This window comes from Klebsiella sp. CB_Kp196 (genome assembly GCF_040061575.1).
In the GTDB taxonomy this organism is placed as follows: domain Bacteria; phylum Pseudomonadota; class Gammaproteobacteria; order Enterobacterales; family Enterobacteriaceae; genus Klebsiella; species Klebsiella michiganensis.
Map to the genome: position 1 here is coordinate 106273 of NZ_JBEAFH010000055.1, position 21273 is coordinate 127545.

Here is a 21273-nt window from a genome sequence, read left to right on the forward strand (position 1 = left end):
ATGAATTCTGTTTCACCTTCTGCCGGCCGCCGTAATCTGCTATTGATTACCGGTATTCTGCTTATCGCCACCACCTTGCGGGTCACCTTTACCGGCGCCGCGCCGCTGCTTGATGCCATTCGCAGCGAATATGGCCTCACCACCGCGCAAACCGGTCTGTTAACCACCCTGCCGCTGCTGGCCTTTGGCCTGGTCTCGCCGCTGGCGGCGGGTGTCGCCCGCCGATTCGGCATTGAACGTAGCCTGCTGCTGGCGATGATCCTGATTTGCCTCGGCGTGGGTCTGCGCTCCCTGCCCTTCGTCTCGCTGCTGTTTATCGGAACCGCGATTATCGGCTGCGGCATCGCCCTGGGAAACGTTCTGCTGCCCGGACTGATCAAACGTGACTTCTCGCAGCACGTCGCCAAAATGACCGGCGCTTACTCTCTCACCATGGGGGGCGCGGCGGCGCTGGGTTCGGCAATGGTCGTTCCGCTGGCGCTCGCCGGACTGGGCTGGCGCGGCGCGCTGTTGATGCTGATGGCATTTCCGCTGCTGGCGCTGTTTATCTGGCTACCGCAGGCGCGCAGGCAAGTCACCGCGCCGCTGACGGGGTCGGGCGCCATCCACAACCGCGGGATCTGGCGCTCGGCGCTGGCCTGGCAGGTGACGCTGTTTCTCGGGATTAACTCGCTGGTCTACTACGTCATCATCGGCTGGCTGCCCGCCATTTTGCAAAGCATAGGCTACAGCGAAGCGCAGGCGGGCTCCCTGCACGGGCTGCTCCAGCTCGCCACCGCGGCGCCGGGGCTGGCGATCCCGTTAATACTGCATCGGCTGAAAGATCAGCGCGGCATTGCGGTGCTGGTCGCCCTGATGTGTGCAGTCAGCGCGCTCGGTTTATGGTTTTTACCCGCTCAGGCGGTGCTGTGGACGCTTATCTTTGGCTTCGGTTCCGGCGCGACCATGATTCTGGGATTGACCTTTATCGGGCTGCGCGCCAGCTCGGCGCACCAGGCCGCCGCGCTGTCGGGAATGGCGCAGGCGGTGGGCTATCTGCTGGCCGCCTGCGGGCCGCCGGTGATGGGAAAAATTCATGATGCCAACGGCGACTGGCATATCCCGCTGATCGCCGTGGCGCTGATTTCCGTTGCGATGGCGGTATTTGGCGCGCTGGCCGGTCGCGATCGGGAGATCAACGGCTAGCGATATCGACGCCCGGCAACCGCCGCCGGGCGTTCGCTCACTGACTTGCCGCGCGTAAAAACGCGTGAACCAGCGGCGCAGGTCTGCCTTCCAGCGCATTGCGCTCGTGCTGAAATAGCGTGGCGACAAAGAACGGATGCGTCACCAGTTCTACCGCCCGAATCTCACCGTCATCATCCCAGCCCGTAACCCGCAGGTCGCCCTGCTCCAGCTCGCGGGCAAAATCGGCGGCAATCCCGTAGCTGCAGTGGTAACCCTCTTCAATACTGTCACGGCCATAGGCACGAGAGATCAGCGTATTGGCCCGCAGTTCAATGTTGTCCGACTTTTCTACCAGCGAGCAGCTAAGCGGCGCGATAACCATCCGGCCTTCGGTATCGGTTTCCGCATGTGCGGCATCTCGCCAGCCCATAACGTTGCGCGCGTATTCGATAATCGCGTGCTGGAATCCTCCGCAGGTGCCAAGGAACGGAATGCTGTTTTCCCGCGCGTGGCGTATAGCGATAAACGCGCCTTCGGCGTTTTTATAGGGGCTGGCGGGAACCACCCAGATAGCATCGTAATCAGCGAGATCGTCAGCGGACTTTATTTCGCTGGTGGCCAGCCAGTCATAACGCAGCGGCAGCTCCAGTACGGCGGCGGCATCATCAATTGCCAGGGGAATCGCTTTATGGGCAACTACATCAGGGTTGTAATCACCAACCAGGGCAATACGCAGGGGGGAGTTCATAGCAGAATCCTTATGTCAGAGCGAATATCAGGCAACACAAGGAGCCTCAGGTTAGCGATCTCAACGGCAGAACACAATCCTTATTTTGTCTGCTTCTGAACGCGGGTAATTTAGCCTGACTGGCGCTATGGTATAGGGCAGACAAATCGCTATGGATGCATGATGAAGGACAAAATTTTGGTTAGCGCCTGCCTGATGGGCTTTCAGGTTCGCTATAACGGCAGCCACAAAGCCCGGCTGGCTAACGCGCTGTCTCGCTGGCAGAGCGAGGGGCGGCTGGTCACCCACTGCCCGGAGCTGGCTGCCGGATTGCCCATCCCCAGGCTACCGGCGGAAATCCTTGGCGCGCAGGGAGCGGATGTCATGCAAAACCGTGCGAAAATTGTTGAAAGTGACGGCCAGGACGTCACTGCGCGCTATCAGCTGGCCGCCTGGCTGGCGCTAAAAGCAGCGCAGGAGGAAGGCTGTACCGCAGCATTGCTCACCGACGGCAGCCCAACCTGCGGCAGTCAGTTTATCTATGATGGTACCTTTAACGGACAGCGCAAGCCCGGTGCCGGCGTTGCCGCCGCCCTGCTTCGCGAATACGGGATAACGGTATTTTCCGAGCTGCAGTTGCCGCAGCTGCTTGCCTGGATGGAACAGAGGGAGAGTGACGATGATTCAATGTAAACGGGTTTATGACCCGCAGGAAGCGAGCGACGGCTACCGGATACTGGTAGACCGCCTGTGGCCACGCGGAATAAAAAAAGAGGCGCTGAATTACGATGAGTGGTGCAAAATCCTGGCGCCATCGACTGATTTGCGTAAGGCTTTTCACGGCGAGACGCTTGATTTTGCCCACTTTAGCCAGCGCTATCGCCAGGAGCTGGAAGCCCACCGCGATGAAGGCGAGCGCCTGGCCGCGCTTGCCAGGCAGCAGCCGCTGACGCTGCTCTACGCGGCGAAAAACACCCGGCAAAACCATGCCCAGGTGCTGGCTGACTGGCTGAAAGCGCTATGACTTAGCCGGATGATCGCGGCGCCAGAGCGCCCATTCATCTAACGTTTCACCACTGGGTAGCTTGCACTCGGTGCGCACGCCCTGCGGGCTTTGGACAGGAACCTGTTTCCCTCCCAGCTGCTGGCAGTATACCGAAGCCGGGTTAGCCATCCCTATCGGGTGTGCTTGCTGCGCCGGCTGACTCTGCGCGCATCCGGCAAGCGCCAGAGGTAGCATGACTATCATCCCCTTCATTTCCCCTCCTTAATCGATTAAAACGGTCTTTCACCCTGAATCTCCACGGTTTCTCCATTTTAGCTGCACTTTTGCATCGTAGAGTAGCCCTGTTCTCGAATTGACCAGAGAACAGATCATTCCATAATCAATGAGTTTTCCCCGTCGCCCCCGACGGGGCTTTTTTTCCCGCCGCGGATGCAGGTATTCTCCCCCCAGATGTGTTAAATTTTGTGTATCTCTGTTAATTCTGCGCTGATTGTTTTTTAGCATCATTTGCTGGTAGTGACGATTAGCATTCGGGAGCCGTATTTCTCATGTCCGATTTTATTCTCGCTCGCGTGTCGCAAACGCTCGCTAATGAACACTCCCTCGAAACCCTGGTGCGACAGCTGCTTGAGATGCTGGAGCTGGTTACCCGAATGGAATCTACCTACCTGACTCGTATCGACTTCGACGCGCAGCGCCAGCATATTATGTACGCGCACAACAGCAGCGAAATGCAGATCCCCGAAGGGTTCTCCGTCCCGTGGAACGACTCGCTGTGCAAACGCGCGCTGGACGACCGCTGCATTTTTAGCAACGATGTTGCCGAGCGCTGGCGTTCGTGTCTCGCCGCCCAGGATTTGGGGATCGCCACCTTTTTCAGCATTCCCGTGCGCCTGACCGACGGCTCATTATTCGGCACGCTGTGCGCCACCAGCCGGGCAAGACAGCCCTATAACATTGAGGGTGAGCAGGTGATGAATCTGTTTGCCAACCTCATCTCCCATTACGTTGAGAAAGAGACGCTGGTACAGCAGCTTCGGGCGGCTAACGTCGCGCTGGAGATGCATTCGTATACCGACGAGCTTACGGGTTTGCCGAATCGCCGCTCGCTGTTTAAGCATCTTGCCGCACAGTTTTCGCAGGCCCGGGAACAGCAGCGCAGCGTGCTGCTGATTTTTATCGATCTCGATGATTTCAAAGCAATCAACGATCGATTCGGCCACCCGTGCGGCGACAGCTTTTTGATTCAGATCGGAGAACGCCTGGCCGCACGCGTGCGCAGCGGCGATATTGTAGGTCGTCTCGGCGGCGATGAGTTTTTAATTGTCGGTCCGGGTCCCGATTCAGCCGACCAGCAGGAGTATATCGCCGCGTTACGTCAAGCGCTGGCGGGGATCTATTTCCTTGGCGAACACCGGATTAACTACCCCGGCGCCAGTTTTGGGGTGATTGAAGCCGACCCCTGGCAGATCGACGTAGAACTGGCGCTGCGCGCCGCCGATGAGGCGATGTATCAGGATAAGCAGTCTCGCCGTCAGGGGCGTTTTTTTCATATTGACTAATCTACGGTGAAATCCCGTATCATAGTCGACACGACTCGCACTTACAGGGGCTCAATAATGAGACTGGGTATTCTATTTCCGGTGGCTATTTTTATCGTCGCCGTGGTTTTTCTGGGCTGGTTTTTTGTCGGCGGCTATGCGGCACCAGGCGGAGCGTAATGAAAAAAAGCACCATAATTATGCTTATTGTCGCCATCGTTGCCGTGGCGGGTACGCAATTGGGCTGGTGGTAAATCCAGGATTATTCGCGCGTCTTTTCGGCAAGGATTGCAGAGTTATCTCATCTACTCAATAAGTTAAAAGCATACACTCACCTCATCAGCCGATGGCGCATGCCCGTTTTTGCGCACGGATTTAACTGGAGAAGTGAGAAATGAAAAAACCGATCGTGTTGCCGTTGATTCTCGCGCTTTGCACGCTGTTATCGGGATGTATTGTCGACCCAGGCTATCACCATCAACACCGCCACCATCATCATGACGACAGAGACTGGCGATAGCCGTGGAAACATAATAAGGCGAACTTCGGTTCGCCTTATTGCATGAAATTAGTCCCGGCGGTCGGAACCTAAAAAGAGGAAACCCAGCGGGATGGAAAACAGCAGCGTAAACACAATGCTGTAAACCGTGACCATTGCCCCCTGCAGGAAGAACATTGACGTCGTCCATTCTGAATACGGCATATTGTATTCACTCACCACGCCGCCAAAGGTGGCGCGCCCAACCACGATAAGCGCGATGGCAAAGATCGCCGCGATCGACAAAAAGAACTTCTTGCTGTTTTTATTGCTGGTGAGTTTCTGCAGAATCATCCGGGTTCCCTTTTTTCTGAGCGATAATCGGCTGTATATGTAACACCAATGCAATCAAAATTGAAGGGATTTTGTTACGAGGCAGTGACAGTCACTATGGGGCCGGTCCCGCGTACCGGCCCCCAACGATTACGACTGGAGCGTCGCCAGACGGGCGGCAAAACCGACAAACACAAGGCCTATCAGACTGTTGCCGATTTTCGCCAGCTTCTTTTTCGTCTTCACGTAACGCGTAACGAAAGAGCCGGAGAGGATCAAAAAGCTCATATAGATGAAGCTGATTATCTCCAGGGTCAGCGCCAGAATAAAGAACGCCAGCCCGGGCGTTTTGGCGCTGACGTCAATAAACTGCACGAAGAATGAGACATAAAAAAGAATCGCTTTTGGATTCGTCAGGCTAAGGGTCAGCGAACGTTTGAGAATCGCGCTGCCCGGCTCGGAATCAGCAGACGAATGACCATCACGCTGGGTTAACACCGCGTAGAGCATCTTGCCGCCCATCCACAGCAGATAAATCGCCCCCAGGTAACGCACGATATTGAACAGCACCGGCGTAGTCTTGATGAGCGTCGCGACGCCGGCAAAAGCCAGAAACATCAGCACCGCATCGCCAATAAACACGCCTGCCGCCGCCAGATACCCTTTTTTAACGCCGTGGGCGATGCCGGTCTTGAGGACAAAAAAGGTATTCGGGCCGGGAACCAGGATGATAAAGATAGCGCCGACCAGATAGGTCAGGTAATTCAATACACCAAACTCAGCGAACACAACGCACTCCTTCGCTTACAACAAAAAATATGATCCCGCGCACGTTAACGCAACCGGGACCATTTTGAAAGCGCCGCGAGTGCGGAGGGCTTAATAGAGCGAAGTTTCGCCCAGCGGACGGGTTTTAAAGCGGCGGTGAACCCACAGGTATTGCTCCGGCGCGCGCAGGATCTCTTTCTCAATAACCTTGTTGATATAGCTTGCCGCATCCTGTTTATCTTCGCCAGGATAGTCGCTCATGACGTCGCTGATGTGCAGGCTATAACCTCTGCGGTCCGCTTTACGCACCATGCTGATGGTGAGCATTTTCGCGCCCGACAAACGAGAGAGTACGTAGGTACCGTTGGTCGTTGCTGCCTGCTGTACCGAGAAGAACGGAGCAAATACGCTCCCCTTCGGGCCGTAGTCCTGATCCGGCGCAAACCACACCGCTTCACCCGACTTTAAGGCATGTACCAGACCGGATAAATTACGACGGTCAATCATCGCCTTGTTCGAGCGCAAACGACCGCGCGTCTGCACCCACTCCATTAACGGGCTATTATGCGGACGGTAGGTCGCCATCATCGGACGACACAGCCCCATCGTACGGCCACCCAGTTCAAGCGACATAAAGTGGACGCCAACGACCATCACGCCTTTTTGTTCGCTCAGAGCATTATTGAGATTGACCATACCTTCCACGTCAAACCATTTCTTAACACGCTCATCGCTCCAGAACCATGCCATCCCTGTTTCAATCAGACCCATCCCTAGCGACATGAAGTTCTGTTCGATAAGCTTTTCGCGCGCCGCGGGCGACATGGTGGGAAAGCAAAGTTCGAGATTGCGTCTGGCGATATGCTCACGGCGTTTCAGGAAGCGCCGGGATGCGCGACCGGCGCTGGTACCGATAAGATGCAAGACGGGATAAGGAAGCTGGACGATGAGCCAGAGCACGCCCAGGCCAAACCAGGTCCCCCAATTACGGGGATGAAGAAGTTTTTTATTAAAAGCGTAAGACATGTTTTTTCCTGTAAACATTAGAACATGAGGTAACGCTTAAGGAAAAAACGAGTCCCTTCATCTGTCATTAGGCGGTACGTGTAGCAGTTCAGACAATAATAATCCTGGTAAATTCACTCCGGCAAGTAAAAAAAGAGGCCAACAGAAAAAAACACAATACCAGCACACCTGTAACAAAATGTAAATAAAAAAGTGAATAATAAACCTCAAATATCCACCGCAAGAATGATTAACGCGCTAATCATTCAACATAAAGTATGCGTCTTTTCCAACCAGAACGTCGCCGTGGTAACCCGCAGGCCGCAGCTGAAGCCGCGTCGAGGTACGGCTGCATCCAGATGAGGTCGGGGTAGCCTCTGCTTTCTGTTATCCTTTTCACAACGTTTGCGGACAGGCTATTCCTTTATCTTCCATAAGCCTCACTGACATAAAATAGCAATATTAAAAATGAGTGTCAGAGAAATGACTAAAATAAGAATCAGCTTATTTTACTTTCCTGACAATAATTAATATTTATCGACAATTATCCATATCGCCGGTGGGCTATTTCAGACTTTTTACCTCCGTTGCTTTAACAGAACAGCAGGCAATAAAGTTCAAATGCCTTTTATGACGTTGAAAAAAACGCAACATAGATAAAAATCTCGGACGATTCTCGCGCTTCAACAAACCATTGCCGACAATTTTTAGCGCCTGTTTAAAACCTTCATCTTTCATCAACCCTCGCGGCGACATCAGCGACATCGGTCCATGATGAATGCTTACGGCGTCAAAGCCGGTCCGTTGGAAAAGCGTCTGCCAGGCGGCGGCGCTCAGCGGGCTGACGTGGGATTTCACCACCCCCTGCAGCTGCCGCCGGGCGTCCTCTCCCAGCGCATCCTGCGTATACATGATATCGTGCGTCAGCAAACGACCGCCGGGCTTAAGAACGCGAAAATATTCCGCCACCAGTTTCTCTTTGGCTTTATCCGCGTACATGATGAGCATCGCTTCATTTATCACCATATCAAACGTTGCATCGGCAAATGGCAGCCGAGCGGCATTCGCCTCCATCACTATCACCCGATGATCCACACCTTCGCGAACGATATTTTGCCGGGCTTTCGCCAGCGCGTCTTTATCCATATCGATGGCGTAAACGCTGCAGCGAAAACGCTGCGCCAGCTCAATAGAGGTTGTCCCCATATTACAGGCTACCTCCAGAACTTTACTGTCGGCGGTAAAACCCGCCTGCTGAAATAGCCACTCTGTGGCTTCAATGCCGCCGGGGCGTAAGCGGGTTTTCCCCAGGCTTGCCAAAAACGTATGTCCGGCTTTTTCGCTTGCGTTCATTTGACTCTCCTCCCCTCATTAAGATGCATTATAAATACAACATTAAAGTTAAAGAGGGAATAATGATAATGAATTTTATTTGCATTAAGAAGAAAAGGAAAGAAATGATGCAATGAGGGGAAAAATCTATTCAATATTTAACAATCACTTATCGTTACTATGAGTCTATATGGCCCTTATCCCTGTCGCCGCTTTATTGAAATGATAACCATTCTCATATTAACATGTGTCGTATTGATCAACTCTCCTGAACCTGGCTATGTCACCTTCATCCGCCATCGCTTCTCCGCTGACGCTTGCCTCGCTCTATAGCGACCATCATGGCTGGCTGAAAAAATGGCTTACCCATAAGTTGCAATCCGCTTATGACGCCGACGACGTAGCGCAGGACACCTTTGTCCGAATTATGGCCGGCGAGTCGCTGTTGACGATTCGCGATCCAAAATCTTTTCTCTGCACGATTGCTAAACGGGTGATGATCGACCTGTTCCGCCGCAACGCCCTGGAGCGCGCCTGGCTCGACATGCTCTCTCAGCTACCGCCAGAGCTCTCTCCCTCACCGGAGCTACGGCAGAGCCAGCTCGAACTGTTACAGCAGATTGATGCCATGCTGGACGGGCTTAACGCAAAAGCCCGGGAAGCGTTTTTGCTCTCGCAGCTTGAAGGGCTGACCTACGCCGATATCGCCAGCCGCCTGGCGGTTTCCGTCAGTTCGGTTAAGAAATATATCGCGAAAGCTACCGAGCACTGCCTGCTGTTCCGTCTGGAGAACGGCCTGTGAAACCGACGCTAAGCGAATCCCGTCGTCAGGCGCTGCGTTCCGCCTCGCACTGGTACGCGGTCCTCAGCGATGGGCGCGTCAGTCCGCAGCAGGAGGCCCGCTGGCAGCAGTGGTATGAGCAAAACAACGAAAATCAGTGGGCGTGGCAGCAGGTAGAAAACCTGCGTCAGCAGATGGGGCAACTGCCGGGCGGGCTGGCCAGCCGAGCTCTTCACGATAGCCGTCTGGCGCGTCGCCACGTGCTGAAAGGGCTGATGCTTTTGCTGGCGGCCGGAGGTAGCTGGCGGCTCTGGGAGTCCGAGCTGGCGGAGGGCCTCCGCGCCGACTACCGGACGGCGAAAGGGATACCGCGCCCGCAGCGGCTTGCCGACGGTTCGCTGCTGACGCTGAATAGCGAAAGTGCCGCCGACGTCCGTTTTGACGCGCGGCAGCGCATGGTTCATTTACGCTACGGCGAAATCGCCATCAGGACCGCTCACGACAGCCGGCAGCGGCCTTTTCGGGTGCAAACGCGGGAAGGCACTCTCACCGCGCTCGGGACCGCATTCACCGTCCGTCAGTTTGCCGGCGGCACCCGGCTGGCGGTACAGCAGCATGCCGTAGAAGTGGTTTTACCGTCCGGCAGCGCCCAACGCGTTAACGCCGGGGAAAGCCTGTGGTTTACCCGCGATCGCTTCGCCGCCCTGGTTAAGCTCAACGGCGGCGAGGATAGCTGGATCCGGGGCGTGCTGACCTTCCACGACGCCCCGCTGAGCGAAGTGGTCGAAACCCTCGCCCGCTATCGCTCCGGGGTGCTGCGCTGCGATCCCGCCGTGGCCGATTTACGCCTGAGCGGCACCTTTCCGCTGGGCGACCCTGATGCCATTCTGCAGGTTATCGCGCAAACGCTGCCGATTACATTGCGGTCTGTCACCCGCTACTGGGTCACGCTCGTTCCGGCCTGAGAAAAAAAATCGAAAAAATTCTCATTCTCTATTGTCCCTTTTCCCCTGCTCGTTCGACTTATCTGATGAATATAACCAAAAACGATGGTGGAGAAGAGATGACGCCTTTACGCGTTTTACGCAAACCGATGCCTCTGGTGATGGCAATCCGTTTAAGCCTGCTGCCGCTAGCGGGGCTGGCTGCCGCGCCGGTATTCGCCGCCGCGCAGTATGATATTGCCGCCGGGGAGTTAGATCACGCCCTGAACCAATATGCCGCCCGCAGCGGTATCACGCTTTCCGCCGACGCCAGCCTGACGCGCGGCAAGCATAGTCCGGGCCTGCACGGCAGCTTTGAAACCGAAGAGGGTTTACGCAGGCTGCTGAACGGCAGCGGATTACGGCTCAAGCCGCTGGGCAAGAACGTCTGGACCCTGGAGCTGGAGCCCGCGTCCGTCAGTGCAGAATCCACCCTCACCGTCGTCGGGGACTGGCTTGGCGACGCGCGCGAAAACGATGTCTTTGAGCACGCCGGCGCCCGCGACGTGATCCGTCGGGAGGATTTCGCCAAAACCGGCGCCGCCACGATGCGCGAAGTGCTGAACCGGATCCCCGGCGTCAACGCGCCGGAAAATACCGGCACCGGCAGTCACGACCTGGCGATGAACTTCGGTATTCGTGGCCTCAACCCGCGGCTTGCCAGCCGTTCCACGGTGCTGATGGACGGTATCCCGGTTCCCTTTGCCCCCTACGGCCAGCCGCAGCTTTCGCTGGCGCCGGTCTCGCTCGGCAATATGGACGCCATCGATGTCGTGCGCGGCGGCGGCGCGGTGCGCTACGGGCCGCAGAGCGTCGGCGGCGTGGTGAACTTCGTCACCCGCGCCATCCCCGAGGATTTTGGCATTCAGGGCGGCATTGAAGGGCAGCTCAGCCCCACCTCTTCGCAAAACAACCCGAAAGAGACGCATAACCTCGCGATCGGCGGCACGGCGGACAACGGTTTCGGATCCGCCCTGCTTTACTCCGGCACCCGGGGCAGCGACTGGCGCGAACACAGCGCCACGCGGATTGATGATGTGATGCTGAAAAGCAAATACGCGCCCAACGAAGTCCATACCTTTAACAGCCTGCTGCAATACTATGACGGCGAAGCCGATATGCCCGGCGGCCTCTCCCGCGCCGACTACAACGCCGACCGCTGGCAGTCCACGCGTCCTTATGACCGCTTTTGGGGGCGCCGCCAGCTCGCCAGCCTCGGCTACCAGTACCAGCCGGATGCGCAGCATAAATTTAATATTCAGGGGTTCTATACCCATACCCTGCGCAGCGGCTACCTGGAACAGGGTAAGCGCATTACCCTCTCCCCGCGCGAATATTGGGTCCGCGGCATCGAGCCGCGCTACAGCCAAAGCTTTATGATCGGCCCATCCGCCCACGAAGTCGGCGTCGGCTATCGCTACGTCAACGAATCGACCCACGAGATGCGTTACTACACCGCGACCACCAGCGGCGAGCTGCCCAGCACCGCCAGTCCGTACGATCGCGATACCCGTTCCGGCACCGAAGCCCACGCCTGGTATATCGACGATCGCGTGGATATCGGCAACTGGACGATTACGCCAGGTATGCGCTTTGAGCACATTGAGTCTTATCAGGACAATAATCTGCTGGGCACCCGCGAACGGGTCAGCTATAACGCCCCGCTCCCGGCGCTGAATGTTCTTTATCACCTCACCGACAGCTGGAATCTTTATGCCAACACAGAAGGCTCATTCGGCACCGTACAGTACAGCCAGATTGGCAAGGCTGTGCAAAGCGGCAATGTGGAACCGGAAAAAGCGCGAACCTGGGAAGTCGGCACCCGCTACGATGACGGCGCGCTGACCGCAGAGATGGGGCTGTTCCTGATTAACTTCAACAATCAGTACGATTCCAACCAGACCAATGACACGGTCACCGCCCGCGGTAAAACCCGTCATAGCGGCCTGGAAGCGCAAACCCGTTACGCCCTCGGCGAGCTTTCACCCGCGCTTGATAATCTCTCTGTCTACGCCAGCTATGCGTACGTCAATGCTGAAATTCGCGAGAAAGGCGATACCTACGGTAACCAGGTTCCCTTCTCGCCGAAGCACAAAGGCACCTTTGGCGTCGATTACAAGCCCGGCAGCTGGACGTTTAACTTCAACGGCGACTTCCAGTCGAGCCAGTTTGCCGATAACGCCAATACCGTTGCCGAAAGCGCCGATGGCAGCACCGGCCGCATTCCCGGCTATATGCTGTGGGGCGCTCGCGTGGCCTATGACTTTGGCCCGCAGATGGCCAATCTCAACCTCGCGCTGGGGGTGAAAAACATCTTCGACCATGCGTATTACACCCGCTCGTACGACGATAACAACAAAGGGCTTTACGCCGGTCAGCCGCGCACGCTGTACCTGCAAGGATCAATGAAGTTCTGATGATAGAGCGTTGCCGGACAGCGCTATTCGCGCCCTGTCCGGCAAGCTGGAGTGAATAATGTTTAGCCTTGTTCGTCTGTGTATTTTCAGCCTGCTGTTTCTGGCGGGCCCGCTCTTTGCCGCCACCGTACAGGATGAGCGCGGTCGCTTTACGCTTGATAAAACGCCGCAGCGCATCGTCGTGCTTGAACTCTCCTTTGTCGACGCGCTGGCGGCGGTTGACGTTAGCCCGACAGGCGTGGCCGATGACAACGATCCGTCGCGTATTCTGGCGGACGTACGCGCACGTCTGAAGCCCTGGCAGTCGGTGGGCACCCGCGCCCAGCCTTCACTGGAGGCCATCAGCGCGCTGCATCCCGATCTGATCGTCGCCGATAGCAGTCGCCATGCCGGAATTTACGCCGCCCTGAGGCAAATTGCCCCGGTGCTGCTGTTGAAATCGCGCAATGAAACCTGGGAGGAGAACCTGCAGTCAGCGGCGATTATCGGCAAAGTAGTGGGTAAGGATAAGGAGATGCAGCAGCGTCTGGCGCTGCATCGGCAAAAAATGGCGGCGTTTTCCCGACAGCTGCCGGCTGGCGCCAGCGTGCTGTTTGGCACCTCTCGCGAACAGCAGTTTAATCTTCACTCAACGCAAACTTATACCGGCAGCGTGCTGACGGCGCTTGGCCTGAAGGTTCCGCCGCCGATCGGCGGCGCGCCGATGGCGGCGATAAATTTCGAACAGCTGCTGGCCCTGAATCCGCAATGGCTGCTGGTCGCCCATTACCGTACTGAAAGTATCGTGAAAAAATGGCAGCAGGACTCCCTGTGGCCAATGCTGCAGGCCGAGCAGAAAGGGCAGGTCGCAGCCGTCGACAGCAACAGCTGGGCGCGGATGCGCGGGATCTTCGCCGCCGAGCGTATTGCCAGCGATATGGTTAAAATTGTCCACCACCGGGCGGTTGATATCACGCCATGAAACCGTTCCGTCGCGCGTTTTTTATCTGGGGATGGCCGCTGCTGGCCCTCAGCGGCCTGTTCTGGCTGAGCCTGTTCTGCTATTCGCCTATCCCGATTTCGCCGCTCAACGCCCTTCACGCCCTGCTGGCGCCTGAGTCTCCTTCGCTTGCGGAGGCGCTGGTGCTTAATCTGCGCCTGCCCCGCAGCCTGGTGGCGGTAATGCTCGGCGCCTCGCTGGCAATGTCGGGGGCGTTATTACAAACGCTTACCCATAATCCGCTGGCATCGCCTTCACTGCTCGGCATTAATAGCGGCGCGGCGCTGGCGATGGCGCTGACCAGCGCATTCAGTCCGGCACCGCTGGCGGGCTTTTCGCTGGCGCTGATTGCCGCCTGCGGCGGCGGAATAAGCTGGCTGCTGGTGATGAGCGCCGGCGGCGGCTGGCGTCAACAGCAGGATCGCCAACGGTTGATCCTCGCCGGTATTGCTCTCTCGGCGCTATGCATGGCGTTGACCAGAATGACCCTGCTGCTGGCGGAAGATCGCGCCTGGGGCATTCTTACCTGGCTTGCGGGCGGCGTTTCCCACGTGCGCTGGGCCGAGTTCTGGCAGCTTTTCCCTTTTGTCGCGCTGATTACCCCCGGCGTATTCCTGCTGGCCAACGCGCTTAATCTGCTCAACGTCAGCGATACCGCCGCCCATTCGCTGGGGGTGAATTTGCCGCGCCTGCGCCTGCTTATCAACGCGGCCGTGTTGCTGCTTACCGGCGCCAGCGTCAGCGTCGCCGGACCGATTGCCTTTGTTGGCCTGCTGGTCCCGCATCTGGCGCGTTTTTGGGCGGGTCACGATCATCGTACTTTTTTGCCGGTCAGCGCCCTGCTGGGCGCCCTGTTTATGCTGCTGGCGGATATGCTCGCCAGAGCGTTGGCCTGGCCGGGTGAACTGCCCGCGGGCGCGGTGCTGGCGCTGGCGGGCGGGCCCTGTTTTGTCTGGCTGGTCAGGAGACGCGGGTGAAACAACGCATCGTGTTTTTATGGCTCGCGCTCACGCTGTTAACCCTGTTCTCGCTGCGGATGGGGGCGATCCCGCTGCCGTGGCGAGCGCTGCTCAGCGGATGGCATACGGACAGCGAGTATCACTACGTCCTTATGCAATATCGCCTGCCGCGCGTGGTGCTGGCGCTGATTATCGGCGCCGCGCTGGCGGTTTCCGGGGCGCTGGTTCAGGGTATTGTGCATAATCCGCTGGCCTCGCCGGACATTCTGGGCATTAACCACGGGGCCAGCCTGACCTCGGTGGCGGCCCTGTGGTTTTTGCCGTCCCTGCCCCTGCCGTGGCTGCCGCTGCTGGCCTTTATCGGCGGAATGGTGGCGATGGTGATACCGCTCGCCCTTGCCGGTTTTTCTCGCCCAATGCGCCTGGCGCTGACCGGAATCGCGCTGTCGGCCTGTTGGGCCAGCGTGACCGACTACCTCTTACTGTCGCGGCCGCAGGAGATCAATAACGCGCTGCTGTGGCTGACCGGAAGCCTGTGGGCCAGAGACGGCGCATTCGTCATCATCGTCCTGCCCCTGCTGGCGATTTTGCTGCCCTTAAGCTTCGCCCTCAGTCGCGATCTCGACCTGCTGGCGCTAGGCCATGAGCGCGCGGGAACGCTCGGCGTCAACGTACGCAGGCTTAACGGCTACGGCTTAACGCTGGCGGTGGCCCTCGCGTCGATTGGCGTCGCGGTCTGCGGTCCTGTCGCCTTTATCAGCCTTGTGGTGCCGCATCTTGTGCGTCGCCTCTTCGGCGGCCGCCATCGCCGTTTATTGCCGCTCTCTGCGCTCACGGGCGGACTGGTTCTGCTGCTCGCCGATCTGCTGGCGCGAACGCTGCATCCGCCGCTTGAACTGCCGGCAGGCGTGCTGACGGCGATTATCGGCGCCCCCTGGTTTATCTGGCTTCTTGTGAGAATGCGTTAAATGGAACTGCGAATAGAAAAGCTAACCGCTGGCTATGGCGGCAAGCGCGTTATCAACAATCTCGATCTGACGCTACCGAGCGGGAAAATTACCGCGCTGCTGGGGCCAAACGGCTGCGGTAAATCAACGCTGCTGAAGTGTTTCTCTCGCCTCCTGACGCCCATCGCCGGCGATGTCTGGCTCAATGATGTCCCCTTAAACCGCCTCTCCGCCCGTCAGCTGGCGCGGCGACTGGCGCTGCTGCCGCAGCAGCATCACGTTCCGGAAGGCGTCACCGTACGCGAGCTGGTCGGCTACGGCCGGAGTCCGTGGCTACCGCTGTGGGGGCGGCTTTCCGCGCAGGATCGACAGCAGGTCGACAGCGCGCTACAACGAACCGGCATCGCTGCGCTGGCGGAACAACCGCTGACCGCCCTTTCCGGCGGCCAGCGGCAGCGGGCTTTTCTGGCGCTGCTGCTGGCGCAGGATACGCCGCTGGTGCTGCTCGATGAGCCAACGACCTGGCTGGATATTCATCATCAGGTGGCGCTGATGACGCTGATGCGCGAGCTGCAGACGATGGGCAAGACCGTGGTCACCGTACTGCACGACCTGAACCAGGCCAGCCGCTACTGCGACCATCTGGTGGTGCTTGAAGGGGGCCGGGTGCAGGCTCAGGGCCTGGCGGAAACGGTACTGACGCCGGAGATGCTGCGGGAGATTTTTCACCTGGAGGCGGAGATTCACCCGGAGCCGGTGTCGCAGCGCCCGATGTGCGTGGTGAAATAACCCGGGTAAGGCGCGCTGCGCCCTACCCGAAGTTGATCAGTAGGTGTGGAAGTACTGCTGGATCACCTGCGGATTTTTCGTTTGCGTCAGCGCCGTCATCAGCAGGATGCGCGCTTTTGCCGGGTTGAGCGAGTCGGCTACCAGCCCAGGCTGGCCGTCATCAACCGGCACCACGCCGCTGCCGGTACGCGAGGCGCGAACCACCACGATACCGGCTTTTTCCGCCTTTTCGATCCCCGCCGCGCTGCGTACGGAGACCGACCCCGCGCCGGTGCCCGCATAGATAATCCCGTCGGCATGGTGCGCGATCGCCGCGTCATACATATATTCAGGGTCATCCTGGTAGCCATAAATAATGACCACTTTCGGTAGCGCGTTAAGATTGCGGACGTCAAAAACCGAACGCACGGTGTGAATTTTATCCACGCGAGTTTCGAACTGCGGTTTGCCGCTCACGATAACGCCCAGATAGCCCTCCTCCGGCGCCTTGAAGGTATCCAGCGTCGTGGCGTTGGTCTTAGTGACAAAACGCGCCGCGCCGATGCGGTCATTAAGCACCACCATCACGCCGCGGCCCTTCGCTTCCGGGTCGGCCGCCACGGTCACCGCTTCCAGCAGATTCATCGGACCGTCGGCGCTGATGGCCGTGGCCGGACGCATTGCCGCCGTGAAAACGACCGGCTTATTGCTTTTTACCGTCAGGTTGAGGAAATAAGGCGTCTCGTCCAGGGTGTCGGTACCATGGGTAATCACTACGCCGTCCACATCATCGCGTGCCAGCAGTTCATTGACGCGCTTTGACAGTTTGAGAATGATGTCGCTGGTCATATTTTCGCTGCCGATATTAGCGACCTGCTCGCCGTCAACGCGTGCGACTTTGCTCATCTCAGGCACGGCATTAATCAGCGTCTGTACGCCAATCGCGCCGGCTTTGTACCCGGTAGTCTGGGTATTGCTGGCCGCTGAACCGGCAATCGTCCCTCCGGTCGCCAGGATTACGATATGCGGCAGACGCGTCTCACTCGAAGCGAAAGCGCTTATCGCCAGTAACGTAATTGCCAGTAATGCTCTAAAATTCATCATGACTCATCCCAAAATAGATATTAAATAAATTCGCGCAGAGAGAATGCAAACGGCTTGCCAGGATTTAATGTATTTTACTCGGTAAAAATGATTAACTATCGGACAAAAAAGGATTTTTACTTCGCCCGGAGCGCTACTTTGGTGCAGGGACGCGCTAAAAATGGGCAGGATAAAAATGCGAAACCCGAATGGACTTATTCAATCTATTTTGTCATGTCGGCATCGCTATCAACGAAATAGAGCAAAACGGTGCGGGTAATGCGATGGAGAAAAACGATGCATAATATCGCCTTAAAATCAGCATTGATGCTTACCACCCGCGTCATACAAATTATTAACCCTGAATTACACCTGCATATGCAACGAACGGCGCTGATCGCGCTGGAGCTTGCGCAGGCGTCAGGGCTCTCGCGTCAGCAGCAGCAGACGATCTTTTGCGCCGCGCTGCTGCACGACATTGGCGTTCTGGGCGATAAACGAGTGTTCTCCTCGCTGAACGCCATCGATAACCTTAACGACCCGCATCAGCACCGGGGAGCAGAAATGCTGGCCGGGTTAGCGACCCTGGCCCCCATCCTGCCGATTATCCGCGATCACCATTTTAGCCCACACCACAAAGGCAGCCTCGAACAGCATATCGTCTATTTCGCCGACGTGTTTGAACGCCTGCTTGCTGGCGATAAGCACGCGACAACCTTTCAAACCGATATGATTATTGGTAAATTTCGCGCGCTTTACCAGGCGATAGATCCGCCGCTATGCCAGACTTTGTGCCAGCTCGCACAAAAAGAGCATTTTTGGCTGCACCTCAATCCCGGACATATTCAGCGAATGCTGGAGATCATCGGCCCTATCAACCATGTTTATATCGATATCGACGGTCTGAAAGATATCTGCCTGTTAATTGCCAAAATTGTCGATACCTACAGCAGCTTCACCGCCAGCCATAGTCTGAAGGTCGGGCGAATTTCGCGCACCCTTGCCGCTTATATGAATCTGCCGGAGATGGAGTGTAAGAAAATTGAGATTGCCGGCTATTTACACGATATTGGCAAAGTACACATTCCGCTGAAAATCCTGGAGAAACAGGGCGAACTGAATGACGAAGAGCTGCTTCAGGTTCGGGAACATAGCTATATGACCGGCGAAATTCTTAGCACCTTCAGCGAACTCGGCGAAATAATTAACTGGGCCGCGAATCATCATGAAAAGCTGGATGGCAGCGGCTATCCGCTTCATCTCAATGAGCATTACCTGCAGCTTCCGGATCGGATTATCGCCATCGCGGATATTTTCACCGCGCTTACCGAAGACCGCCCCTATCGCCCCGGAATGAGCCGTCAGCAAGCGTTACAGCTGATAGAGAGTGATGTTATAAATGGCGCGCTGGATAAAGACGTGTACCGCATTTTGCATCACCATGCCGAAGCGCTGCACGCTATTATTACTCACACGCTACACCCGTAATCACCGTTTTTTTTCCGGTGAAGCCGGAGTGTGACGATAAAAAAATAATTAATTCATCTGCACGCAAGGAATATCCGGTGAGAATCGCCACCATGACTAACTGGGCCTACGGGATCACCGTCGCCCTGACCCTCGCCTCAGGCATCGCCATGCTGATGGCCTCAAGTGCGGATAATGCCGAACGCCGCGCCGTCGAACAACGCCAGGCGTTTGACCAGCTAAGCGAAGAAGTAGAAAGCGGCGCCTGGGAGCTTTCCGATCTCGCGCGACTTTACATCATTCAAAAAAATCAGGATGTGCTGCAGGAGTACCGGCAGCAAGCCCAGGCCACCGCCGCCATTGAACATCGTCTGGAAAAGCTGAAAGACAATGGCGCAACCGCTGAAGAGCTGGCGCTGCTGCGCGAGGGTTTACAGATAGCCGATGAACTTCAGGATGAGCAGCAAACGGCGCTGGCGCAGGTTGCCAGGGGAGAAGAAAAAGCGGCGGTCAGCCTGCTTTACGGCGCTGCCTATGAGCAGGAGCTTGAGCGGGTCCAGACGCAGCTCGATCACTTTCGCCTGATGCTCGAAGGCCGGGTGAATAAAACCATTGCCGAGGCTACGGAGAAATCACGGATCTGGCGTACGCTTTCTGAGATCATGGTTGGGCTCACCGCGCTGATGTTCCTGTTTGTGCTGGGGTTTATTCTTAAGCGGCGGGTGCTCTATCCCGTCGTTCGCCTGAGCGACGTGGTGCAGCGGCTGGCATCGCAGGATTATGCGGTTGAGACGCCGCAGTTTACCCAGATTGATGAAATTGGCGATATGGCCCAGGCCATTCGTATCTTTCGCGAGAACGGGCTGGCGCGGCAGCGGCTGGAACAAGAGCGCGATGCGGACTGGGCGGTCCGCGAGCTGCTGGCGAGGATGACCCAGCGCTTGCAGGGCTGCGAATCGTTCGAGGATGTGATCAAGGTTGCCGAACTGTTCGCGCCAAATATCGCCCCGGAGATCCCGGGCCGGCTGTATATTCTCGATACCGATCCCTGGCAGATGCGCTGCGTGGCGCAGTGGCTTTCTCCGCCGCTTGAAGCCGACGTCTTCCATCCGGATAACTGCTGGGCCGTGCGGCGCGGGCTGAGCCATCCGCCGGTCAACGGTGAGCCGGATATCGCCTGTTATCACCTGTCGGAATCGCAGGCTCAACGGTCGCTATGCGTGCCGCTGATTGCGCAAGGAGAAGCGATTGGTCTGCTCTCCTTCAGCAACGTCACCTCCGCGACCGCCCCGTCCCGCGCCTATCTTGAACTGATGGCCGAAGCCCTGGGTCTGGCGCTGGCGAACCAGCGTTTACGCAACGCGCTGCTGGAAAAGGCGCTGTTTGATTCATTAACCGGCCTGCGCAACCGCCACCACCTGGATGACGCTCTGCATACTCAAATGAATCTGGCGGTACGCAACGGTACGCCGCTGAGCTGCCTGATGATCGATATCGATCACTTTAAGGCGATTAATGATAGTTATGGTCACGAAGCGGGCGATCTGGTCATTAAAAACGTCGCGGCGATTATTCAACGTGCGGTGCGCGATATTGGGATGGCCTTCCGCTATGGCGGCGAAGAGTTCCTGGTATTGCTGGGCGGAACCGATGAAGAGGCCGCGATGGCCTGCGCGACCGACATCTATCACAGCGTTCAACTGCTGACGCTACGCTATGGCCTGGCTGAAATTGGTCAGGTCGATGTGTCCATCGGCATCGCCAGCTACCCGCAGCATACGCAAAGCGATAGCCTGCTGCGCGCGGCTGACGCAGCGCTCTACCGGGCAAAAGAGCTGGGGCGGTCGAGAATTGTGAGCTTTGGGATGTTGAAGGCGGATTGAGTCGACAGTCACACCACCGCGTAAAAGGAGCGCTGCACTCCTTTTACGCGGTGGTGTGAGCAGGACAGAATGGCAACCGTTAAGCGCAATCCTTTTTCTATCCTATTGAAAATCAAGCCTCTTGATCCAGGGCAAAGTCGAAATGCCGCAATTCAGTAAAATTCATCGCCTGATTTGAACAAGACTATGTCGTTTTCATGTTTTTAAGATTTACGCTGTTCTACCTACTTATTATCCCCTTGCAGACTTTCGCGCTTAATTACTCTTCAACTTTTTTAAGACTCAATTGCCCGCAGAGAGGCCTCGTGGAAGTCATTTTGCATGTTTACGATCATACCCAGGAAAAATGGCAGAATAATTTTGAGACCGGCGCGGGGCACAAGCGTTCTGGCGATACGGAACTGATCCCCTTTGCCAACGGAGACATTCTCTTCCACTCCGCTTCAAAAGATGCTTTCAGCTATCTCTACAGCGGCGAGGAGACGCTTCACCACTGCATAAAACTGGACGAGAGACCGCTATACCCCTCCTTTTAGACCCGCGTAACGGACGCGATTCACCCCGGAGAATAAAAAAACGGGAACCCATCGGCTCTAATGCCGATCAGTTAAGGATCGGTTGATCGATCCAGTGGCTGTGTAAGAATCCG

Annotated in this window: 23 protein-coding genes; 16 read left to right on the top strand and 7 right to left on the bottom strand. The window is 56.9% G+C overall.

All coding sequences use genetic code 11. From position 1 onward, the window contains the following. Positions 1 to 1185: a CynX/NimT family MFS transporter gene (locus tag ABLU87_RS19880; RefSeq protein WP_025106946.1), complete on the top strand. Its 1185-nt coding sequence runs from the start codon at positions 1 to 3 to the stop codon at positions 1183 to 1185. Between the two features lie 37 nt (positions 1186 to 1222). Here ABLU87_RS19880 and ABLU87_RS19885 read toward each other — a convergent pair whose 3' ends face one another. Beyond that, the gene (locus tag ABLU87_RS19885; RefSeq protein WP_049070256.1) at positions 1223 to 1915 is read right to left on the bottom strand and encodes a CTP synthase; all 693 of its coding nucleotides are present in this window, start codon (positions 1913 to 1915) and stop codon (positions 1223 to 1225) included. 162 nt (positions 1916 to 2077) lie between these two features. On the opposite strand from ABLU87_RS19885, the gene ABLU87_RS19890 reads away from it, so the two are divergent. After that, positions 2078 to 2587 (top strand): DUF523 domain-containing protein, encoded by a 510-nt coding sequence (locus tag ABLU87_RS19890; protein WP_064377937.1) that lies wholly within the window; start codon positions 2078 to 2080, stop codon positions 2585 to 2587. After that, on the top strand, positions 2574 to 2918 hold the full coding sequence (locus ABLU87_RS19895; RefSeq protein WP_014228940.1) for a DUF488 domain-containing protein: 345 nt from the start codon (positions 2574 to 2576) through the stop codon (positions 2916 to 2918). Before ABLU87_RS19890 ends, ABLU87_RS19895 begins: the two co-directional genes overlap by 14 nt. Here ABLU87_RS19895 and ABLU87_RS19900 read toward each other — a convergent pair. Further along, positions 2913 to 3152 (bottom strand): DUF333 domain-containing protein, encoded by a 240-nt coding sequence (locus ABLU87_RS19900; protein WP_025106943.1) that lies wholly within the window; start codon positions 3150 to 3152, stop codon positions 2913 to 2915. The genes ABLU87_RS19895 and ABLU87_RS19900 overlap by 6 nt on opposite strands. 296 nt (positions 3153 to 3448) lie before the next feature. On the opposite strand from ABLU87_RS19900, the gene ABLU87_RS19905 reads away from it, so the two are divergent. From ABLU87_RS19905 to ABLU87_RS19915, 3 genes are all read left to right on the top strand, one after another. Continuing rightward, a complete protein-coding gene (locus ABLU87_RS19905) occupies positions 3449 to 4462 on the top strand; it encodes a sensor domain-containing diguanylate cyclase (protein WP_025106942.1) in 1014 nt (337 codons plus the stop codon). 57 nt (positions 4463 to 4519) lie between these two features. After that, entirely contained in the window at positions 4520 to 4621 is a 102-nt protein-coding gene (locus tag ABLU87_RS19910; RefSeq protein ID WP_004101234.1) for a YoaK family small membrane protein, read from the top strand. A 214-nt stretch (positions 4622 to 4835) separates the two neighbouring features. Beyond that, entirely contained in the window at positions 4836 to 4961 is a 126-nt protein-coding gene (locus ABLU87_RS19915) for a hypothetical protein (protein WP_086074258.1), read from the top strand. A 48-nt stretch (positions 4962 to 5009) separates the two neighbouring features. Here the strand turns inward: ABLU87_RS19915 and ABLU87_RS19920 are convergent, their stop codons facing one another. The 4 genes from ABLU87_RS19920 to ABLU87_RS19935 all read right to left on the bottom strand — a co-directional run bounded on the left by ABLU87_RS19920 (position 5010) and on the right by ABLU87_RS19935 (position 8378). Then, positions 5010 to 5273, bottom strand: a complete 264-nt coding sequence (locus ABLU87_RS19920) for a DUF2534 family protein (RefSeq protein ID WP_004131510.1) — start codon at positions 5271 to 5273, stop codon at positions 5010 to 5012. Positions 5274 to 5402: 129 nt separating this feature from the next. Beyond that, entirely contained in the window at positions 5403 to 6041 is a 639-nt protein-coding gene (gene leuE / locus ABLU87_RS19925; RefSeq protein ID WP_025106941.1) for a leucine efflux protein LeuE, read from the bottom strand. Between the two features lie 90 nt (positions 6042 to 6131). Beyond that, the gene (lpxP, locus tag ABLU87_RS19930; protein ID WP_004138325.1) at positions 6132 to 7046 is read right to left on the bottom strand and encodes a kdo(2)-lipid IV(A) palmitoleoyltransferase; all 915 of its coding nucleotides are present in this window, start codon (positions 7044 to 7046) and stop codon (positions 6132 to 6134) included. 543 nt (positions 7047 to 7589) lie between these two features. After that, entirely contained in the window at positions 7590 to 8378 is a 789-nt protein-coding gene (locus ABLU87_RS19935; RefSeq protein WP_122116723.1) for a class I SAM-dependent methyltransferase, read from the bottom strand. Between the two features lie 259 nt (positions 8379 to 8637). On the opposite strand from ABLU87_RS19935, the gene fecI reads away from it, so the two are divergent. The 7 genes from fecI (at position 8638) to fecE (ending at position 16212) form a co-directional block, all read left to right on the top strand. Next, a complete protein-coding gene (gene fecI, locus ABLU87_RS19940) occupies positions 8638 to 9159 on the top strand; it encodes a ferric citrate uptake sigma factor FecI (RefSeq protein ID WP_014838169.1) in 522 nt (173 codons plus the stop codon). Next, the gene (gene fecR / locus ABLU87_RS19945; protein WP_047724075.1) at positions 9156 to 10103 is read left to right on the top strand and encodes a ferric citrate uptake sigma factor regulator FecR; all 948 of its coding nucleotides are present in this window, start codon (positions 9156 to 9158) and stop codon (positions 10101 to 10103) included. Before fecI ends, fecR begins: the two co-directional genes overlap by 4 nt. Before the next feature lie 98 nt (positions 10104 to 10201). Continuing rightward, on the top strand, positions 10202 to 12538 hold the full coding sequence (gene fecA, locus ABLU87_RS19950) for a TonB-dependent Fe(3+) dicitrate receptor FecA (RefSeq protein WP_102802821.1): 2337 nt from the start codon (positions 10202 to 10204) through the stop codon (positions 12536 to 12538). A 58-nt stretch (positions 12539 to 12596) separates the two neighbouring features. Beyond that, positions 12597 to 13499: a Fe(3+) dicitrate ABC transporter substrate-binding protein FecB gene (locus ABLU87_RS19955; protein ID WP_014838166.1), complete on the top strand. Its 903-nt coding sequence runs from the start codon at positions 12597 to 12599 to the stop codon at positions 13497 to 13499. Further along, on the top strand, positions 13496 to 14494 hold the full coding sequence (gene fecC, locus ABLU87_RS19960) for an iron-dicitrate ABC transporter permease FecC (RefSeq protein ID WP_014228931.1): 999 nt from the start codon (positions 13496 to 13498) through the stop codon (positions 14492 to 14494). The genes ABLU87_RS19955 and fecC overlap by 4 nt, the downstream gene beginning before the upstream one ends. Further along, positions 14491 to 15444, top strand: coding sequence for a Fe(3+) dicitrate ABC transporter permease subunit FecD (fecD, locus tag ABLU87_RS19965; protein WP_116280997.1), 954 nt, complete (start codon positions 14491 to 14493; stop codon positions 15442 to 15444). The genes fecC and fecD overlap by 4 nt, the downstream gene beginning before the upstream one ends. After that, a complete protein-coding gene (fecE, locus tag ABLU87_RS19970; RefSeq protein ID WP_080528718.1) occupies positions 15445 to 16212 on the top strand; it encodes a Fe(3+) dicitrate ABC transporter ATP-binding protein FecE in 768 nt (255 codons plus the stop codon). Between the two features lie 36 nt (positions 16213 to 16248). On the opposite strand, the gene fraE is transcribed toward fecE, so the two are convergent. Continuing rightward, positions 16249 to 17292, bottom strand: a complete 1044-nt coding sequence (gene fraE / locus ABLU87_RS19975) for a fructose-asparagine asparaginase (protein ID WP_009653379.1) — start codon at positions 17290 to 17292, stop codon at positions 16249 to 16251. A 279-nt stretch (positions 17293 to 17571) separates the two neighbouring features. Here fraE and ABLU87_RS19980 point away from each other — a divergent pair, with 279 nt between their 5' ends. The 3 genes from ABLU87_RS19980 (at position 17572) to ABLU87_RS19990 (ending at position 21160) form a co-directional block, all read left to right on the top strand. Beyond that, positions 17572 to 18762 (top strand): HD domain-containing phosphohydrolase, encoded by a 1191-nt coding sequence (locus ABLU87_RS19980; RefSeq protein WP_014228927.1) that lies wholly within the window; start codon positions 17572 to 17574, stop codon positions 18760 to 18762. A 77-nt stretch (positions 18763 to 18839) separates the two neighbouring features. Further along, complete coding sequence (locus ABLU87_RS19985; RefSeq protein ID WP_025106933.1) at positions 18840 to 20624, top strand: sensor domain-containing diguanylate cyclase; 1785 nt, start codon at positions 18840 to 18842, stop codon at positions 20622 to 20624. Positions 20625 to 20929: 305 nt separating this feature from the next. Then, the gene (locus tag ABLU87_RS19990; RefSeq protein WP_224227263.1) at positions 20930 to 21160 is read left to right on the top strand and encodes a hypothetical protein; all 231 of its coding nucleotides are present in this window, start codon (positions 20930 to 20932) and stop codon (positions 21158 to 21160) included. Positions 21161 to 21273: the final 113 nt, after the last annotated feature.

Coding starts and splice junctions, on each gene's coding strand:
- ABLU87_RS19880 (WP_025106946.1), top strand. CDS start 1: ATGAATTCTGTTTCACCTTCTGCCGGCCGCCGTAATCTGCTATTGATT.
- ABLU87_RS19885 (WP_049070256.1), bottom strand. CDS start 1,915: ATGAACTCCCCCCTGCGTATTGCCCTGGTTGGTGATTACAACCCTGAT.
- ABLU87_RS19890 (WP_064377937.1), top strand. CDS start 2,078: ATGAAGGACAAAATTTTGGTTAGCGCCTGCCTGATGGGCTTTCAGGTT.
- ABLU87_RS19895 (WP_014228940.1), top strand. CDS start 2,574: ATGATTCAATGTAAACGGGTTTATGACCCGCAGGAAGCGAGCGACGGC.
- ABLU87_RS19900 (WP_025106943.1), bottom strand. CDS start 3,152: ATGAAGGGGATGATAGTCATGCTACCTCTGGCGCTTGCCGGATGCGCG.
- ABLU87_RS19905 (WP_025106942.1), top strand. CDS start 3,449: ATGTCCGATTTTATTCTCGCTCGCGTGTCGCAAACGCTCGCTAATGAA.
- ABLU87_RS19910 (WP_004101234.1), top strand. CDS start 4,520: ATGAGACTGGGTATTCTATTTCCGGTGGCTATTTTTATCGTCGCCGTG.
- ABLU87_RS19915 (WP_086074258.1), top strand. CDS start 4,836: ATGAAAAAACCGATCGTGTTGCCGTTGATTCTCGCGCTTTGCACGCTG.
- ABLU87_RS19920 (WP_004131510.1), bottom strand. CDS start 5,273: ATGATTCTGCAGAAACTCACCAGCAATAAAAACAGCAAGAAGTTCTTT.
- lpxP (WP_004138325.1), bottom strand. CDS start 7,046: ATGTCTTACGCTTTTAATAAAAAACTTCTTCATCCCCGTAATTGGGGG.
- ABLU87_RS19935 (WP_122116723.1), bottom strand. CDS start 8,378: ATGAACGCAAGCGAAAAAGCCGGACATACGTTTTTGGCAAGCCTGGGG.
- fecI (WP_014838169.1), top strand. CDS start 8,638: ATGTCACCTTCATCCGCCATCGCTTCTCCGCTGACGCTTGCCTCGCTC.
- fecA (WP_102802821.1), top strand. CDS start 10,202: ATGACGCCTTTACGCGTTTTACGCAAACCGATGCCTCTGGTGATGGCA.
- ABLU87_RS19955 (WP_014838166.1), top strand. CDS start 12,597: ATGTTTAGCCTTGTTCGTCTGTGTATTTTCAGCCTGCTGTTTCTGGCG.
- fecC (WP_014228931.1), top strand. CDS start 13,496: ATGAAACCGTTCCGTCGCGCGTTTTTTATCTGGGGATGGCCGCTGCTG.
- fecE (WP_080528718.1), top strand. CDS start 15,445: ATGGAACTGCGAATAGAAAAGCTAACCGCTGGCTATGGCGGCAAGCGC.
- fraE (WP_009653379.1), bottom strand. CDS start 17,292: ATGAATTTTAGAGCATTACTGGCAATTACGTTACTGGCGATAAGCGCT.
- ABLU87_RS19980 (WP_014228927.1), top strand. CDS start 17,572: ATGCATAATATCGCCTTAAAATCAGCATTGATGCTTACCACCCGCGTC.